Raw genomic sequence first — 16027 nt, 5'->3', positions numbered from 1 at the left:
CCCCCGTTGACGCTCGCCCGTTGTCATCGTTTAGCGTTGTCATTGTTCACTTCCGCTGGTTGTGGACAGCGCAGGAGCGGCAAGGTTGGTAGCCAGGCACCGCTTCTGCGCCTTAACGGATCACACGCACCCGCAACAGGACGTGCTTCATCGCCACACGTCATCACGTGCGTTTTCGCTAGTACTATTGACTTTTCCGTCGTCTACATGCGACTAATCAGCGGGCATCCCTTCCGCCTGAAGTCCCGCCGAGATCTCACCCGCCTTCCGCTCCTCATATCCGGCCCAGTACAACGCCTCGTGGTGATGACCCCGGTCGACGTCCGCGACGGCCTTATAGAGCCGTGCGTTGCCGAGGCGGAACGCCAGCCACACCGACGGGTTCGCGTCGTTCGGCGGCCGTCGGTCCATCACGACCTCGTGGGCGTCCCACAGCGTCTTCGGCTCACCCCTGCGCACGGTCACGCCTCTCCGCGCGGGCTTCCAGCAACGCTGCCAGGTCCTCGGCGTGGTCGCGGAGCCGGCGAAGGAACACCGCGCACCCCGTCCAGGCGGTCTGGTCCTCCGGCGGCACCAGCGTCACCACGCACAGCCCACCGGCCAGCACCAGGACCGGCGGATGCGACGCGCCCGTCCCGGTCTCCTCCACCGTCACCTCGGTACCCGCCCCGACTGTCCAGCGCAGCCCCAGCCCGTCCCACATTGCCGTCATGCGATTCCCATTCCCGGGCCAGGTCGGCGAACCCCTCGGCCGCCGACTCCAGCGCCGCCACACACCACCACGGCAACCCGCGCGACTGCGCCAGCTCGTGCCACGCCCGCGACACCCGCCGAGCAGCGTTCGCCGTGTTCGTCGCATTCACCGGCGAGAGGACTGCGCGGCCGTGCTCCCACGCGGCCATGTAGTCCCGATACGCCTGCTCCCACGCCTCGACCTGCTCGCGGAAGCCCATCGCTGTCACGCTGCCTTCGGCGTCTCACCGGTGCCGCCGGACCGGGACGTCTTCGCGTTGCTGGTGGCCTGCTTGAAGCCGGTCGCGCGGAAGACGTAGGACTGGTACTTGAACTCGCCCTGCCCGGCCACGCGCGGTTCGGCGGTCAGGCCGTCCAGTTCGATCGGCCGCATCCCCGGCAGCGCCTCCGACGTGGTCGGGACCGGCTGCACGTCGGCGAGAAGGGTGATCTCGAACGAGGCCCGCTTGGCGCGCGTCTCGGCTGGGTCGGTGACCATGACCTTCCACTGCCGCTTACCGGTCACCTCGTCGACCCGCTGTCGCACCGGGCGATTGGCGGCCCGGTCTTCCCGCGACTGGTACTCCTTATCGGGCGACACTTCGCCCACCATCACCAAGCCCTGCGGAAACGCGTCGTCGAAGTCAATGCCGAACCGGTGTCCCTTGTCGATAGCCATGCTGAATTCCCTTTACTGGTATGGGTTTCTTCGCGCTCAGTCGCGCTCTTCCGACCACTGGTCGCCGAGAGGAGAGGAGTAGGTGCGGGTGCGGTTCTGCGTCTCGCACCACTCGCCGAACTCGTTCGCGGCCACGGCGAGGCTCCGCGCGAACCGCGCGGTGTCCATCAGGCCGCCGATCCGAGCTGGTACCTGGATCATGATCGCGGTTTCATCGCCCCCGGCCACCAGTTGGCGGACTCCCGGGGAAGGCGATACGACTGCAGCGCCGTATCCGACGAGGGGCTGAATCACCACGTGAATGCCCATGTGCTCTCCAGATGTCTCGGCTATCGCGCGTCCGATTGGGCGCGCTGTGATCAGGAGACACCCGGGTGGGAGAGATCACCCGGACAAACTGTCCGGGTGGGTTCAGCGGTCGGCCGGAACGGCCTTCTCGATCGCGTCCAGCATGGCTGACCAGGGCAGATCCCGGCCAGGAGCGGACCGCGGTTCGTGCAGCGGCCAGACGTCGTCACCGTAGAGCAGGTCCACGCCGACGCGCCGCAGGTTCTCGATGTGCATGGTCCAGGACGGCTGACGCGCGTGGGCCGCGTTGACGCGCGGGAACACGATCACCGGCAGGTTCAGCGTCCCGATCGCCTCGTTGACCTGCGTCAACGCCTGATTGTCGGCGATGCCGAGGGACATCTTCGCGACGAAGTTCGCCGAGGCCGGCGCGACCAGGTAGCAGCTCGGGGCCGGGTGTGGGCTCTTCTGCGACGGCGACCGGGGCTCGACCCGCACCGGGTAGCCAGTGGCCTGCTCGATCTCGTCAAGCTGCCCGGTCTCGGCCAGCCAGCGCCCGGCGGTGGGCGTCAAGGTGACCGTGACCGTCCAGCCCGCTTCCTGGGCAGGCTTGATCAGGCGCGGAAGCAGGTCTTCGACCCCGCCGGCCCCGGAGGCGACCAGCCCAAGAACACGAGACATCCGACTACCTCACCGCGCCGCAGCGCTCAGCCAGCGCGAGCAACGCCGAGGACTTACCAGCCGTCGCCGGGGCACGCCGGTACATGGACCGCACGACCTCCCGAACCATCGTGTTGTGCCGGACGATGGTCGGCGACTTCTGCTCCGCCTGTAGGAGGACTTGAAGCGCGTCGTCGTCCTTCGCGAGCAGGCTCAACGCGCGGGCGAAGTCGATCAGGTGCGTGACCTGGCGTTCCACCGGCAGGTGGTCCACGTTGACGCGAGGGGCAGTCTCGATCACCTGGCTGACATCGCCGAGGTCCAGGGCGGCCGACAGCCGGTGCAGCTCCACGTTGGCTGGCCCGAACCCGGTCTGCCAGTAGTTCGCGTCCGCGCCCAGCTGGTCAGCGGCAGTTTTCGCGTGTCCGAGGAAGTCGTTCGCCGTGGTCCGGTCCTGGTGTCGCGCCGCTGCGACAGCCGTGCGGAGGTAGAGCATGCCGTACAGGCTCAGCGCGGCCGGATCGCCCTCAGCCATCCTGGGCAGCAACCACTTCGCCGCGACGTCGCCCAGCTCAAGCGCGTCGTCGAACCGGCCCACAGCCAGAAGCGCGTGCGTGCCGGAGCGGGCGGCCGAGGCCAGGACCAGGGGGTCGTCGGAGTCGTCCGCTGCCTGCATGGCGCGTTCGGCTGCGATCCAGGCGAGGTCAGCTTCGCCGATCTTGCTTAGCGTGGTTGCGGCCAGGTGGTGTACGCGCGCCGAGATGGCCGCGCAGGCCCGCTTATACCCAGCGTCGTCGGCCGAGGCCGCCTCCATCGCCTGCGTGGTCTTGATCAGCCCAGGCAGCGCGGTGACGACGCGCCCGAGGTCGCCCTTCTGGTAGCTGGACCAGGCACCTTCCACCAGTTGCCGAACTGGCTGAGGGTCGATGTACTCGGGCGACATGGCTGAGGAGAACAGCGTCCGCGACAGTCGGCGGGGAGCCATAAGCGCGTCCCGGATCGCCGGGACGTCGTCGTGCTTGTCCTGCTCTTCCATCAGCACGGGTTCGCCAAGCAGGTCACCCAGCGTCACTCGCAGCGCTCGCGCGAGGTCGGCCAGTACGTCGAGCCTGCGGATGTCCCGCTCGCCGCGCTCGATCTTGCTCAACCAGTCCTCGGTACGGCCCACCAGGTCAGCAAGAACCGCCTGCGACAGCCCGCGCCGCCGCCGGTAGAACGCGATCCGCTCACCGATGCTGAGCTGGTCACCCGCACCACGCATAAGGTCAGGTTAACAGAACTACGAAGACTACTTTGAGTGAATTAGTCGAAGTTTGCGATCGTCGCCGGTGGAGGAACTCTTACTTACCTCCGACTCGTTCGATGAAACAACGCCAATTCCAAAAATGATCTCATTTAGGTCGGAAGGGTGAATATTCAAATCTCGCGCTGCATGAATGATTCCAGATCCGCGAGAGCGAAGGGATTCGGAGATCTTACTAAGGAGTAGAGATGATTCGCGGCTGATGCCCTCTGGTTCGGACTTGCCGAATCCCAGTCTTCCCAGTTCGACAATCATCCTGCGATGAATCCAGTCGGTTAGATAGCCGGTTTGGTGCAGGCGATATGCCATCGCCATTGCTGAAACCTTCCACTTTTTCTTGTAGGAGATGATCCTATCCGTGGTTAGGTTCTTGGGTGTGGACTGCTTGAGGCCGGCCTTTGGAATCAAAAATGCGGAAGCGAACTCGTTGGCTTCCTTCTCTAGTGAGCGTCCTCCGGCCCCGCATCCGTTAGCTCCGTGCATGACCAGGTGTCCAAGTTCGTGTGCGGCGTCGAATCGACTCCTTTCTGCGGTCTTCAGCGTATTCAACATGACGAACGGACGTGATCCGCGCCAAAATGAAAAAGCGTCGACCTCTGCGTATTCAGGAGGCAAAGAGAAGACCGCCACTCCGTGAGCCTCAAGAAGGTGAATCATGTTGACGATCGGAGCCGTGTCTCCGAGACTCCATGCGCCTCTAACGTGCTCGGCGGATGCTTCTGGATCTGCCGGAGGGTCGATTACGGGAAGTTGGACGTCAGGTGTTTTGTAGCGAGACTCCAGCCATTCGTAAAACTCTTCAGCAATTACGCCGGAACTTAGGGATGCCTCTCGCGCCTTTGCGGTCATCCTGGTCCGTGCGCGAAAGCTTACTTGACTAGAGTCAAGTAATTCAATGTCGCTTCGGGAGAAGAACGAAAGCGGAAAGCGAAGCTCCGAGGACAGTGCTCGGAGGGTTGCGAGCGAAGGTTCTTGTACGCCTCTCTCGATGTTCGAAAGACTCTGAGCTGTTACTCCGATCCGTGCGGCGACGTCTACAAGGGTCTTGCCTCGCCGCTTGCGAGCCAGCGTCAGTCGAGACGGTGTGAACATCCGGTTCGTTCCAAGTGTCGATACTCATCTGCGGACCTGATGACTATATCGAAACGTCGTAAGCTCCGCCGAACCCCTCGTTGGGATCCTCGTCACCGAACTGTTCCTCGATGGGGTAGGGCGGACAGATGAGGCGCCTGCTCCAGCCGGCTGGGCGACCGTTTGCGTCGCTGTTGCGAGGTTCCGAAACCTCGTACCTGATCTCATTTCGCTTCGCATCAGTGAAGACTAAGAGGATCCAGTACTTGAAGTCCTCGGTGGACTTCAAGAAGTCCATGAGGCGTCTTTCTGCGGGTGACTCGATCCTGTCGAGGCTGTTGTCGAATAGGTCGTCGATGCCGATGTTGGCGTTCCGCCGCTGCAGGCAGTTTGTCAGCCGGCCTTTTGGATTCTTTGTGGTGGGAAACTGGCCGTATACGCGCTGGCCCGTTAGTGCATCGCCGCTGGAGACTGTAAAGACAATCTTGTGTTCGGCGCTTATGAGGACTGGAAGATTGGATGGATCAAGCCTCTTCCAGTCCGCGTCGTTGGGCATGTTCTGGCTAAGGCTCGTGAGCGTGCCATTCCAGGCGTAGAAGCCGGGTGCGTTCTTGGCGCAGTGGCCGATCCGGGCCTTCTTTCGTTCGAGGCTGCCTGCGCCGATCGCCTCCGCCAGGGTCTCAGGTTCGATGCCCATCGAAGTGAGCTCGCCGAACGGGCCGCCCCCGGTTGGTGGCACTGCTTGGGTCACCCTGCCTCCAGGTTCTAGTTTTGCCGCCTCATCTGAGGTTCTGGAAGTAGAAGTGAAGCACACTGCGAGTCGGTTGTCATGTGACGTGCCGGGGGTGTCGTCCTGGTGAGCTGCCGAACTTGGCTCTATGGGATCAAGGCGCGCCGCCGGCGGCGGCGCGCTGGTCACCTTGCGTTGGCGTGCTCCGGCCCTGTGCGACACGGACGGCCTGCCGCTCCGCTCCGGCCGCCGGTCGCGGGCCGGCCCGCCGAGCGCAGCCGGGCACAGCGCGCCGCCGAGAGGTCTACCTCAGCTCCAAGAGGCCAGCTCGGGCAGATGGCCGACTACTCGACGTCCGTCACCAGCCCCCACCGACCCGAGCGCCGGATCGTCCAACGGCCGCACCGACCCGAGCGCCGGATCGTCCAACGGCCGCACCGACCCGAGCGCCGGATCGTCCAACGGCCGCACCGACCCGAGCGCCGGATCGTCCAACGGCCGCACCGACCCGAGCGCCGGATCGTCCAACGGCCGTCGCGCCGCGTCAAGGCTGGGAAGCGTGCCTTGACCCGGCGCGACGGCCGCTGAGGATGGCTGCTTATCGGGACGATGGGGGACGAGTGGTCGAGGCCTACTCGGGCCGTCTCCAGGCCGTCTGACGACGGGCAGCGGCGAGAAGTGCGGAGAACTCGCGAGACGTAAAACCGCAGGTAGAAGGCACTTCAAGCTACCGCAGTGCCACCCGTCCAGGAGCGGCCGCTAGAACTGGTAGTACAGGAAGGGGCTGAACGTTCCGGTCGCGATCAGGATCGCCGCGTACAGCAGCCCGACCGTCATCACGCCGATGCGCAACGCCGTGGCCGGGCGGCTTCGGCTCGACTCCAGCAGCGGTCCCGTCACCGGGTGGGCCGGCAACACGAACACCGCCATCGCCGCCAGCAGCAGGACCAGGCGCTGGTTGGTGAACGCCTGCTCCACTCCCGCGCCGAGGCCGTCGAAGTCCGGGATCAGCATGTGGCCCAGCATCGACAGGGCGTGGCCGAGGTCCGGGGAGCGGAAGAACACCCAGCCGATCACCACCAGCAGCATCGTCAGGGCGCGGCGGAGATAGCGCTTCCACGGGGTTGCCGGGTCCATGTCCAGTGCGAACCGGCGCTCGATCACGAGCAGTGCCCCGTGGTAGCAGCCCCACACCAGGAACGTCCACTGGGCGCCGTGCCAGAAGCCCGTCAGCACGAACACGATGCACAGGTTGCGATAGGTGCGAGCCGCTCCGTGGCGGTTGCCGCCCAGGGGGATGTACACGTAGTCGCGGAACCAGCGGGAGAGCGACATGTGCCAGCGGCGCCAGAACTCCGTGATCGTCACCGCCGAATACGGCCGTGCGAAGTTCTCCGGCAACCTGAAGCCCAGCATGCGGCCCAGGCCGATCGCCATGTCCGAGTAGCCCGAGAAGTCGAAGAACAGCTGGAGCGTGTACGCGATCGCGCCGACCCAGGCCGTCGCGAACGTCATCTGGTCCGAGGGGACCTTGAAGCACGCGTCGACCAGCGGGCCCAGGGAGTCGGCGATGATCGTCTTCTTGCACAGGCCCAGTGCGAACCGCGGGAAGCCCGCCGCGATGTCGTCCAGGCGGTGCGACCGCAGCTGGGGGAGCTGGTCCGCGATCTCGCGGTACCGCACGATCGGGCCCGCCACCAGCTGGGGGAACATCGCGATGTACGCCGCGAACGCCACCGGGTTGCGCAGGGCCTGGCGCTCGCCGCGGTAGATGTCGACCACGTACGAGATGTGGTGGAACGTGTAGAACGAGATGCCGATCGGCACCACCAGGCTCGCCACCGGCACGCTGCCGCCGAACCAGTGGGCCACCGCCGCGATCTGCTGCGTCGCGAACCCCGCGTACTTCCAGACCAGCAGCACCGCGACGTCGAGTGACACCACCGCGATGAGGATCCGGCGGCGCCGCAGCCCGTGGACGTCCCAGGGGCTCGGGGCCAGCAGGGGGCCGGCCAGGAAGTTGACCACCATGCAGCCGAGCAGCAGGAAGACGAACCCGCCCGCGCCGATCGTGTAGAACAGCAGGCTGCCGACCGCGATGATGCCGTTTCGCCAGCTCCGCGGGCACACCAGCACGGCGATGAGCACCGCCGGCATGAAGTACCACAGGAAGAGCGGCGAAACGAACGACATCGGGTCCCCTCGGTTTATCCGACGGTGACCTTAACCCGACCGAGTGGCGGTGTCAGACCCGCCCGGCGGCACGGCGGCGCCTCGCCACCTCCGCGAGCAGCACCCCCGCCGCGACCGAGGCGTTGAGGGACTCCACGCCCGCGGCCATCGGGATCGACACCGTCGCGTCGCACGTCTCGCGAACCAGGCGGGACAGGCCGCGGCCCTCCGAGCCCAGCACGATCACCAGCGGTTCGGCGGCCAGGTCGAGCTCGTCGATGTCCACCGAGCCGTCGGCGTCCAGGCCCACCAGCATCAGGCCCTCGTTCGCCCACGCCTTGAGCTGCCGCGTGAGGTTCGTCGCCACCGCGATCGGCAGCTTCGCCGCCGTGCCCGCGCTCGTGCGCCACGCCACCGCCGTCATGCCCGCGCTGCGCCGCTCCGGCAGCAGCACGCCCTGCGCGCCGAACGCGGCCGCCGAGCGGATCACCGCGCCCAGGTTGCGGGGGTCGGTGACGCCGTCGAGCGCGACGAACAGCGGCGTCTGCCCCGAGTTGCGGGCCACCGCCATCAGGTCGTCCGGGTGGGCGTACTCGAACGGCGGGACCTGCAGGCCGAGGCCCTGGTGCATGGCCCGGTTGGTCTTGCGGTCCAGCTCCTCGCGCGGGATCTCCAGGATCGAGATGCCCTTGTCGCCGGCCAGCCGGACGGCCTCGTTGACGCGCTCGTCGATGTCGATGTTCAGCGCGACGTACAGCGCGGTGCCCGGGACGTCCGCGCGCAGCGCCTCGACCACCGGGTTGCGCCCGGCGATCAGCTCCGGCTTGTCGGCCTTCTTCTGCCGGGCCTGGTCGCGCTTGGTCTGGGCGTTCGCCTGGCGGTAGGCCTTGTGCCCGGGGCGGTCCTCCGCCTTCGGGGTCGGGCCCTTGCCTTCGAGGGCCTTGCGGCGCTGACCGCCCGAGCCGACGACGGCACCCTTCTTGGTGCCCGTCTTGCGGATCGCGCCCTGGCGCCGCGAGTTGCCTGCCATGGTGAAAGTTTCCTTGCGTTGTTGCGGAGGTCAGTCGGACTCGACGTGCCACTGAGGGCCCTGGGCGGTGTCCTTAATAACGACGCCTGCGTTTTGCAGGAAGTCACGGAAATTGTCCGCGCGGCCGAAATCCTTCGCGGCCCTAGCCTCCTGACGTTCGCGCAGTAGCCTCGCGACGAGCCGATCCAGTGCCTCTTTCGTGACCGTTTTAGACCTGCCACCCTCGGACCAGCGCGCGGACAGCGGGTCGAGGCCGAGCACGTCGGTCATCGCGCGGACGGCCGCGGCGAATTCGAGTGCCTTGGAGGTGTCGCCCGCGTCGAGGGCGGCGTTACCGTCCCGCACCGTGTTGTGCACCACGGCGAACGCCTGCGGGGTGGCGAGGTCGTCGTCGAGCGCGTTGACGAACCCGTCCGGGAGGGTGCCGAGCGTGACTTCCCCCGACTGCGCGGCGCGGCGCAGGAACGTCTCGATCCGCCGGTAGCCCTGCGCGGCCTCGGAGACCGCGCCGTCGGAGTACTCGACGTTCGACCGGTAGTGCGGCTGGACCAGGTAGTAGCGCAGCTCGGGCGCGCGGTACCGCTCCAGCATCGCCGGGATCGACACGGTGTTGCCCAGCGACTTGGCCATCTTTTCGCCGGCCATGGTCACCCAGGCGTTGTGCAGCCAGTAGCGGGCGAACGGGTCGCCGACGGCGTTCGACTGGGCACGCTCGTTTTCGTGGTGCGGGAAGATCAGGTCGATCCCGCCGCCGTGGATGTCGAACTCGCGGCCCAGGTACGTCGTGGCCATCGCCGAGCACTCGAGGTGCCAGCCCGGCCGGCCGGGGCCCCACGGCGTCGGCCACGACGGCTCGCCCGGCTTCGCGCTCTTCCACAGGGTGAAGTCGCGCGGGTCCTGCTTGCCGCGGGTCGGCGTCTCGCCCTGCTGGACGTCGTCGAGGCCCTGCCGGGACAGCTCGCCGTAGCCGTCGAAGGACTTCACCGAGAAGTAGACGTCGCCTTCGGTCGCGTACGCGTGCCCCTGGTCGATCAGGCGCTGCATCAGCTCGACCATCTGGGTGACGTGCCCGGTCGCGCGCGGGTTGATCGACGGCGGCAGGCAGCCGAGCTGGTCGTACGCCTGCTCGAAGGCGCGCTCGTGCGTCGCCGCCCACTCCCACCACGGCCGGCCGGCGTCGGCGGCCTTGGTGAGGATCTTGTCGTCGATGTCCGTGACGTTGCGGACCAGCAGCACGTCCAGTCCTTTGTGGACCAGCCAGCGGCGCAGGACGTCGTAGTTCAGGGCGCCGCGGATGTGCCCGATGTGCGGAACGCCCTGCACGGTGGCCCCACACACGTAGATCGACGCCGTTCCGCTACGGACGGGGTGGAACTCCCGTACGCTCCGGGTCGCCGTGTCGAAAAGGTGAAGGGTCACCCTCGAAGGGTACGGGGTCGGGCGTGAGCGACGTCGCAGGCCCTCACGCCGCGCCGAAGCCGCGCAACGCCGTGAGCAGGGCGTCCGGCCGGTCGGCCGTGGGCAGCGGGTCGACCAGCGCGAACTCGCAGCCCAGGGCGCGGGCGCCGCCGTCGGCCTCCTCGCTGTCGCCGACCATCAGCGTCTCGGTGGCCGGGACGCCGAGCGCGCCGACGGCCTTGCGGAAGATCTCCAGCTCCGGCTTCACCGCGCCGACCTCGAAGGACAGCACGAACTCGTCGACGTAGGCGTCCCACCCGCGGGCGGTGAACGCCGGCCGGATGTCGAAGGCGATGTTGCTCAGCACGCCCACCTTGAGCCCGCGCTCGGCGGCCGCCTTCAGCGCGGCTTCGGTGTCCGGGTACGGCGTCCACTGGCTGGGATCGATGAGCCGGTCGTAGAGCGCCTTCGCCTGTTCGGCGTGCGGGACGCCCGACTTCTTGAGCACCTCGAGGTACACCTTCCGGTGCAGCTCCGGGTCGCGGTCGCGGTGGTGCCAGGCGTGCAGGTGCTCGGCGTCCAGGTCGACGACCTGCCCGACCGGGGCGGTCATCCGGCGCATCAGCTCGGCCTGCGCCTCGACGTCGAGCGGATCGCCGTCGTGGTTCGTCAGCTCGGTGAGCCAGGACTCGTCCTGCTCGAGCCGGAACAGCGTGCCGGAGAAGTCGAACAACACCGCCCTGATCGTCATGGCGTTCAGCCTAGCGACGTCGCGGGCACCCGGGCGGCGCCCGCGACCTGCGTCACGTCAGGCGGCGTACCCGGTGACCTTGTCCGGGACGACGCGGACCACCACGCGCACGACCTCCGGCGGCTCGGTGCGGAAGTCCTTGCCGTCGTACTTGTGCGAGAGCTCGTTGATCAGCTCGCGGCCGCCTTCCTCGGTGATCTCGGCGCGGCCGCGGACCTCGACGTACTTGAGCGGGTCGTCGAGGTCGAAGACGGACAGCGAGACCCGCGGGTCGCGCCGCATGTTCCGCTCCTTGAGACGCCCCTGGACGGTCGCGAAGAGGACGGCGTCCCCGTCCCGCTTGGCCCAGACGACGGAGGTCTGGACCGAGCCGTCGGCGTTGATGGTGGCGAGCACCGGGAAGTTCTTGCCGTCGAAGAGCGCCTTCGTGGCTTCGTTGAAAGTCACACCCATGATCGGACCCTATTTCACGTTGCCGGCGATTTTTTCGGTTTTCAGGCGCACGACCACCCGCTGGACGTCGGCGCTTTCGGACGGCGGGTCCTGGCCGAGGTACTTGTGGCTGAGCTTCGCGGGCAGGGTCTTGCCCGGGTCCGGGGTGATCGTCACCGTGCCGCGCAGCTGCGTGTGCCGGTACGGGTTCTCCGCGTCGGTGATCGAGACGCTGATCCGGGGGTCGCGGCGCAGGTTGCGGACCTTCCGGCGGTCCTCGGTCGCGCTGAAGACGAGGTCGCCGTCGTCGAGGCCGACCCAGACGACGGAGGTCTGCGGGCCGCCATCGGGGTCGAGGGTGGCGACCGTGGCGAAGTTCCTGCCGTCGACCAGCGCGCGGACGGCGTCCGGGAGAGTGAGGGACATATCACGCCGAACCCGGGCCGGCGCGGGCCTATTCCGCGGCGAATCCTCTGCGGGCGTCCCCGATGCGCCCCAATGTGGCGTTCGGTGCGTCCAACGCACCGAACGCCACATTGGGTGCGCTGGACGCAACCAACGCCACATTGGGGCGCTTGGGGATTGGGACCGCGGGCCTATTCCGCGGCGAGCAGCAGCGCCGTCGCGAAGGCCGCGATGCCCTCGCCGCGGCCGGTCAGGCCCAGGCCGTCGGACGTCGTCCCGGAGACGCTCACCGGGCCGCCGACCGCCTTCGAGAGGACCTCCTGCGCCTCCTCCCGGCGCTTCCCGATCCGCGGCGCGTTGCCGACGACCTGGACCGTGGCGTTCCCCACCCGCCAGCCCGCCGCCTCGATCAGGCCGCGGACCTCGACCAGCATGTCGGCGCCGTGCGCGCCGTCCATCCGCGGGTCGCCGGTGCCGAACACCGCGCCCAGGTCGCCGAGGCCCGCCGCCGACAGCAGGGCGTCGCACAGGGCGTGCGCGGCGACGTCGCCGTCCGAGTGGCCGGCACAACCGTCCGCCTCCGGCCACAGCAGGCCCGCCATCCAGCACTCGCGGCCCGCTTCGACCGGGTGGACGTCCACGCCGTTGCCGATCCTCACAGCGCCTCCTCGTTCTTCGGTGCCGCCGCGATCGCCTCGGCCAGTGACAGTTCGAAATCGGTCGTGACGCGCATCGCGTCGGCGTGGCCGGGGACGGTCGCCGCGCCGGCGGGCACCGCCGCCGTGAGATCGGCCTCGAGGAACGCGCCGAGCGTGTAGCCGACCGGTGTCTGGAGGGTGCGCAACCGCGTCCTGTCCTCCGTGCCGACGACCCGGGACGCGGCGTCGGTCAGCTTCACCGTGTCGGCCATCGGCAGCACCGGGACGACCACCGGAGCGCCGTCACGGACCGCGGCGATGACGTCACGCACTGTTTGCGCAGGGATGAAGGCACGCAGGGCGTCGTGGAGGAGTACAACTGAGTCACGGGAAAGTTCCGGCTCGACGGCGGCGAAGGCCTGCCGGAGCGGGCCGGGGACGACCCGGCAGCCGAGGCCTCGAACGGCTTCGGAATACGACGACGCACACCGCTGGGGGGCCACCACGAGCACCAGATCGATCTCCGGTACGTCGAGCAGCCCCCGCACGGTGTGCGTGAGTAGCGCCTCACCATGGACCGGCGTGAGAGCTGACTCTCCGTCGGAGGCATGATGTGCGACGGTCACGATCGCGACGACGTTCATCGGTACGCGATCGTAGAGGCACCCACTCGCCCGTCGAGCGGGATGCCCCGGGCGTTGACTAGACCGTCGCGGTTTCCAGAACTTCGTCGAGGAGGACCTCAGCCTTGTCCTCGTCGGTGCCCTCCGCGAGCGCGAGCTCGCTGACCAGAATTTGCCGCGCCTTCGCCAGCATGCGCTTCTCGCCGGCTGAAAGTCCGCGGTCCTTCTCTCGCCGCCAGAGGTCGCGCACCACTTCGGCCACCTTGTTCACATCGCCGGAGGCGAGCTTCTCGAGGTTGGCCTTGTACCGACGAGACCAGTTGGTGGGCTCTTCGGTGTGCGGAGCACGCAGAACGTCGAAGACCTTGTCCAGTCCTTCTTGCCCGACGACATCGCGAACGCCGACGATTTCGGCGTTGTCTGCGGGCACGCGAACCGTGAGATCCCCTTGCGCGACCTTGAGGACGAGGTACTTCTTTTCCTCGCCCTTGATCACACGGGTCTCGATGGCTTCGATGAGTGCGGCACCGTGGTGCGGGTAGACGACGGTCTCTCCGACCTTGAAAACCATGTGTCCTCTGCCCCTTTCGCTGACTCCATCCTAGCACGGGCCGCCAGCGCCCACCTAGCGGGCCGGACTCGTCCTCGCAGGTCAGCGGCCTGGGCGGGGGTTGACAAACGTCGGACCCCCGTGCTCACGCAGGTAGCGGGGAAGCGTTTCGTCACAGGCCGGGAATTCCTTTGTGGACGGTTGATCTTGGTCGTGGCGCCCCGGCAACGCACACCGGTTCCGCGCGGGAGATCGACCCCGGCTAGTCTTCGCGGTGACGAGGCCGTGAAAAGGGAAGGACTGCGACGTGAGGCTGCAGAATCGTCGCGTGCTCGGCGCGGGCGTGCTGGCGCTCGGTGCCGCGCTCGTGCTCGCCGGGTGCGGGGCCGGCCAGATCACCCAGACCGACTCGCAGCAGCCCGCGGTCAACGGCACGCACGCCCAGGTCAAGACCATCGACCTGCGCAACGCCGCGGTCCAGTACCCGAAGTCGGGCCCTGGCTACGCCGCCGGCGCGACCCCGGCGCTGACCCTGACGATCGTGAACCGGGGCACCCAGGACGACTCGCTCGTCTCGGTGACCACCGAAGACGGCGGCCAGGCGACCATCGACGGGTCCAAGACCATCGTCGCCATGCACTCGCTGGTGATCGGCCCGGACGACGCCGTCGAGTCCACGAACGAGGCGCAGGCCACGTCCTCGGCCCCGACCTCGTCGCCGGCCGCGCCGACGTCCTCGGGCACGCCGACCTCCAGCAGCTCGGCGACCAACAGCCCGGGCAACAACCTGACCGCGTCGCCCACTTCCGAGGTCCCGTCGTCCGGCCCGGCCGCGACGCCGACGGCGCCGGAGAAGGTCGGCCAGGCCACCGTGACGCTGCCCGCGCTGAAGCAGCCGCTCTGGCCGGGTCAGGTCATCAAGGTCACGTTCGTCTTCCAGAACGCCGGACCGGTGACCGTCGACCTGCCCGTCGCGGCGCCGGCGCACGTCACGGAGTAGCCGGCTACCCGTCGCCGTCGCGGGTTTCGAACGCACTGAATGACTCATTCATGACCTCAGACGTCATGAATGAGTCATTCACTGCATCGGCGCCCCTCGGTCCGTCCGGCGAGCGCACCCCGCTCCGGCGGGCGGTCGGGCCGGGCGTCCCTGGTTTTGTCGGTGGTCGCCGATAGCCTCGCGGGGTGAAGAAGGGGACCACCTACCGCTGCGGAAGCTGCGGGTACGAAGCGGCCAAGTGGCTGGGCCGGTGTCCGGAGTGCCAGGAATGGGGCTCCTTCGAGGAGCGCGGCGCACCGGCCAGGCCCGCCATCCAGCGCGTCGCGGCCGGGGCGCCGAGCGCACCCGCGCGCCCGATCGCCGAGGTCGACGTCGAAGCGGCGCGAGCCCGGCGCACCGGCGTCTCCGAGCTCGACCGCGTGCTGGGCGGCGGCCTGGTGCCGGGCGCGGTGGTGCTGCTCGCGGGTGAGCCGGGCGTCGGCAAGTCGACCCTGCTGCTCGAAGTCGCCTACCAGTGGGCGAAGACGGCCGACCGGTCCCTGTACGTCACGGGCGAGGAGTCCGCCGGGCAGGTCCGGTTGCGCGCTGAGCGAACGGGCAACGTCCACGACCGGATGTACCTGGCCGCCGAGAGCGACCTTTCGGCGATCCTCGGGCACGTCGACGACGTCAAGCCGGGGGTGCTGATCGTCGACTCGGTGCAGACCATGGCGTCCCCGCAGGTCGACGGCTCACCCGGCGGCGTGACGCAGGTCCGCGCGGTGACGTCCGGGCTGGTCGCGCTGGCCAAGGAGCGCGGGCTGCCGGTGGTGCTGGTGGGGCACGTCACGAAGGACGGGTCCGTGGCCGGCCCGCGCGTGCTGGAGCACCTGGTGGACGTGGTGCTGCAGTTCGAGGGCGACAAGCACTCGACCTTGCGGATGGTCCGCGGCATCAAGAACCGGTTCGGCGCGGCCGACGAGATCGGCTGCTTCGAGCTGCAGGAAGAGGGCATCGTCGGGGTCCCGGACCCGTCGGGGCTGTTCATGAGCCGCACGGCCGAGCCGGTGTCCGGCACGGCGATCACGGTCTCCCTGGAGGGCAAGCGCCCGCTGCTGGGCGAGGTCCAGGCCCTGGTCTCGTCGACGGCGGCACCCCAGCCGCGCCGCGCGGTCAGCGGCCTCGACTCCGCCCGGGTGGCGATGGTGCTGGCGGTGCTGGAGAAGCGCGGCGGGCTGAAACTCGGCGACAAGGACGTCTACGCGGCCACGGTCGGCGGCATGAAGATCACCGAGCCGGGCATAGACCTGGCCCTGGTGCTGGCCCTGACGTCATCGTTCGAAGACGTGGCATTGTCGCCGCGGCTCGTGTCGGTGGGCGAGGTTGGCCTGGCGGGCGAGATCCGGCGCGTGCCGAGCGTGGGCCGCAGGTTGGCGGAGGCGGCCCGGCTGGGCTTCACGCACGCGCTGGTGCCACCGGACTCGGGCAAGCCACCGGCGGGAATCCGGGTACTGGAGGTGGCGAACGTCGCGGACGCCCTCAACGCGGCAGGCCACGCCCGCTGATCACGCTGCGGGTGGGGGTGA

Annotated in this window: 19 protein-coding genes and 1 pseudogene; 2 read left to right on the top strand and 18 right to left on the bottom strand. The window is 68.1% G+C overall.

From position 1 onward, the window contains the following. Positions 1-213 precede the first annotated feature (213 nt). The 18 genes and pseudogenes from BLW76_RS45835 to BLW76_RS45755 all read right to left on the bottom strand — a co-directional run bounded on the left by BLW76_RS45835 (position 214) and on the right by BLW76_RS45755 (position 13483). Positions 214-465 carry an AMED_5909 family protein gene (locus BLW76_RS45835; protein WP_091318784.1) on the bottom strand — a complete coding sequence of 84 codons (252 nt, stop codon included), beginning with the start codon at positions 463-465 and terminating at the stop codon, positions 214-216. Then, positions 446-712, bottom strand: coding sequence for a hypothetical protein (locus BLW76_RS45830; protein WP_091318782.1), 267 nt, complete (start codon positions 710-712; stop codon positions 446-448). The genes BLW76_RS45835 and BLW76_RS45830 overlap by 20 nt, the downstream gene beginning before the upstream one ends. A gap of 246 nt (positions 713-958) precedes the next feature. Next, positions 959-1411, bottom strand: coding sequence for a hypothetical protein (locus tag BLW76_RS45825; protein ID WP_091318780.1), 453 nt, complete (start codon positions 1409-1411; stop codon positions 959-961). A gap of 36 nt (positions 1412-1447) precedes the next feature. Beyond that, complete coding sequence (locus tag BLW76_RS45820; RefSeq protein WP_034286343.1) at positions 1448-1720, bottom strand: hypothetical protein; 273 nt, start codon at positions 1718-1720, stop codon at positions 1448-1450. 102 nt (positions 1721-1822) lie between these two features. Next, complete coding sequence (locus tag BLW76_RS45815) at positions 1823-2380, bottom strand: flavoprotein (RefSeq protein WP_091318778.1); 558 nt, start codon at positions 2378-2380, stop codon at positions 1823-1825. Between the two features lie 4 nt (positions 2381-2384). Continuing rightward, a complete protein-coding gene (locus tag BLW76_RS45810) occupies positions 2385-3620 on the bottom strand; it encodes a helix-turn-helix domain-containing protein (protein ID WP_091318777.1) in 1236 nt (411 codons plus the stop codon). 27 nt (positions 3621-3647) lie between these two features. Then, complete coding sequence (locus tag BLW76_RS45805; protein ID WP_244170633.1) at positions 3648-4511, bottom strand: ImmA/IrrE family metallo-endopeptidase; 864 nt, start codon at positions 4509-4511, stop codon at positions 3648-3650. A gap of 75 nt (positions 4512-4586) precedes the next feature. Further along, positions 4587-4754, bottom strand: a pseudogene (locus BLW76_RS50895) (helix-turn-helix domain-containing protein); the annotation flags it as partial. Positions 4755-4797: 43 nt separating this feature from the next. Next, entirely contained in the window at positions 4798-5484 is a 687-nt protein-coding gene (locus tag BLW76_RS45800; protein WP_143060806.1) for a hypothetical protein, read from the bottom strand. A gap of 738 nt (positions 5485-6222) precedes the next feature. Beyond that, positions 6223-7656 carry an MBOAT family O-acyltransferase gene (locus BLW76_RS45795; protein ID WP_091318772.1) on the bottom strand — a complete coding sequence of 478 codons (1434 nt, stop codon included), beginning with the start codon at positions 7654-7656 and terminating at the stop codon, positions 6223-6225. Positions 7657-7708: 52 nt separating this feature from the next. Next, positions 7709-8665, bottom strand: coding sequence for a 23S rRNA (guanosine(2251)-2'-O)-methyltransferase RlmB (rlmB, locus tag BLW76_RS45790; protein WP_091318770.1), 957 nt, complete (start codon positions 8663-8665; stop codon positions 7709-7711). A 30-nt stretch (positions 8666-8695) separates the two neighbouring features. After that, on the bottom strand, positions 8696-10084 hold the full coding sequence (cysS, locus tag BLW76_RS45785; protein ID WP_091318768.1) for a cysteine--tRNA ligase: 1389 nt from the start codon (positions 10082-10084) through the stop codon (positions 8696-8698). Between the two features lie 43 nt (positions 10085-10127). Continuing rightward, positions 10128-10814, bottom strand: a complete 687-nt coding sequence (locus BLW76_RS45780; RefSeq protein WP_091318766.1) for an HAD family hydrolase — start codon at positions 10812-10814, stop codon at positions 10128-10130. 57 nt (positions 10815-10871) lie between these two features. After that, positions 10872-11267, bottom strand: a complete 396-nt coding sequence (locus BLW76_RS45775) for a PPOX class F420-dependent oxidoreductase (RefSeq protein ID WP_091318765.1) — start codon at positions 11265-11267, stop codon at positions 10872-10874. Positions 11268-11276: 9 nt separating this feature from the next. Next, on the bottom strand, positions 11277-11672 hold the full coding sequence (locus tag BLW76_RS45770) for a PPOX class F420-dependent oxidoreductase (RefSeq protein ID WP_091318763.1): 396 nt from the start codon (positions 11670-11672) through the stop codon (positions 11277-11279). A 170-nt stretch (positions 11673-11842) separates the two neighbouring features. After that, a complete protein-coding gene (gene ispF, locus BLW76_RS45765; RefSeq protein ID WP_091318762.1) occupies positions 11843-12310 on the bottom strand; it encodes a 2-C-methyl-D-erythritol 2,4-cyclodiphosphate synthase in 468 nt (155 codons plus the stop codon). Then, complete coding sequence (locus tag BLW76_RS45760) at positions 12307-12933, bottom strand: IspD/TarI family cytidylyltransferase (protein WP_091318760.1); 627 nt, start codon at positions 12931-12933, stop codon at positions 12307-12309. Before BLW76_RS45760 ends, ispF begins: the two co-directional genes overlap by 4 nt. 58 nt (positions 12934-12991) lie before the next feature. Then, on the bottom strand, positions 12992-13483 hold the full coding sequence (locus BLW76_RS45755; RefSeq protein WP_004559016.1) for a CarD family transcriptional regulator: 492 nt from the start codon (positions 13481-13483) through the stop codon (positions 12992-12994). Positions 13484-13769: 286 nt separating this feature from the next. On the opposite strand from BLW76_RS45755, the gene BLW76_RS45750 reads away from it, so the two are divergent. Both BLW76_RS45750 and radA read left to right on the top strand, forming a co-directional pair. Then, a complete protein-coding gene (locus tag BLW76_RS45750) occupies positions 13770-14462 on the top strand; it encodes a copper chaperone PCu(A)C (protein ID WP_091318758.1) in 693 nt (230 codons plus the stop codon). A gap of 185 nt (positions 14463-14647) precedes the next feature. Further along, a complete protein-coding gene (gene radA / locus BLW76_RS45745) occupies positions 14648-16006 on the top strand; it encodes a DNA repair protein RadA (protein ID WP_091318757.1) in 1359 nt (452 codons plus the stop codon). Positions 16007-16027: the final 21 nt, after the last annotated feature.

Source organism: Amycolatopsis tolypomycina, from assembly GCF_900105945.1.
Taxonomy (GTDB): Bacteria; Actinomycetota; Actinomycetes; order Mycobacteriales; family Pseudonocardiaceae; genus Amycolatopsis; species Amycolatopsis tolypomycina.
This window is presented reverse-complemented; position numbering and strand designations above follow the sequence as displayed.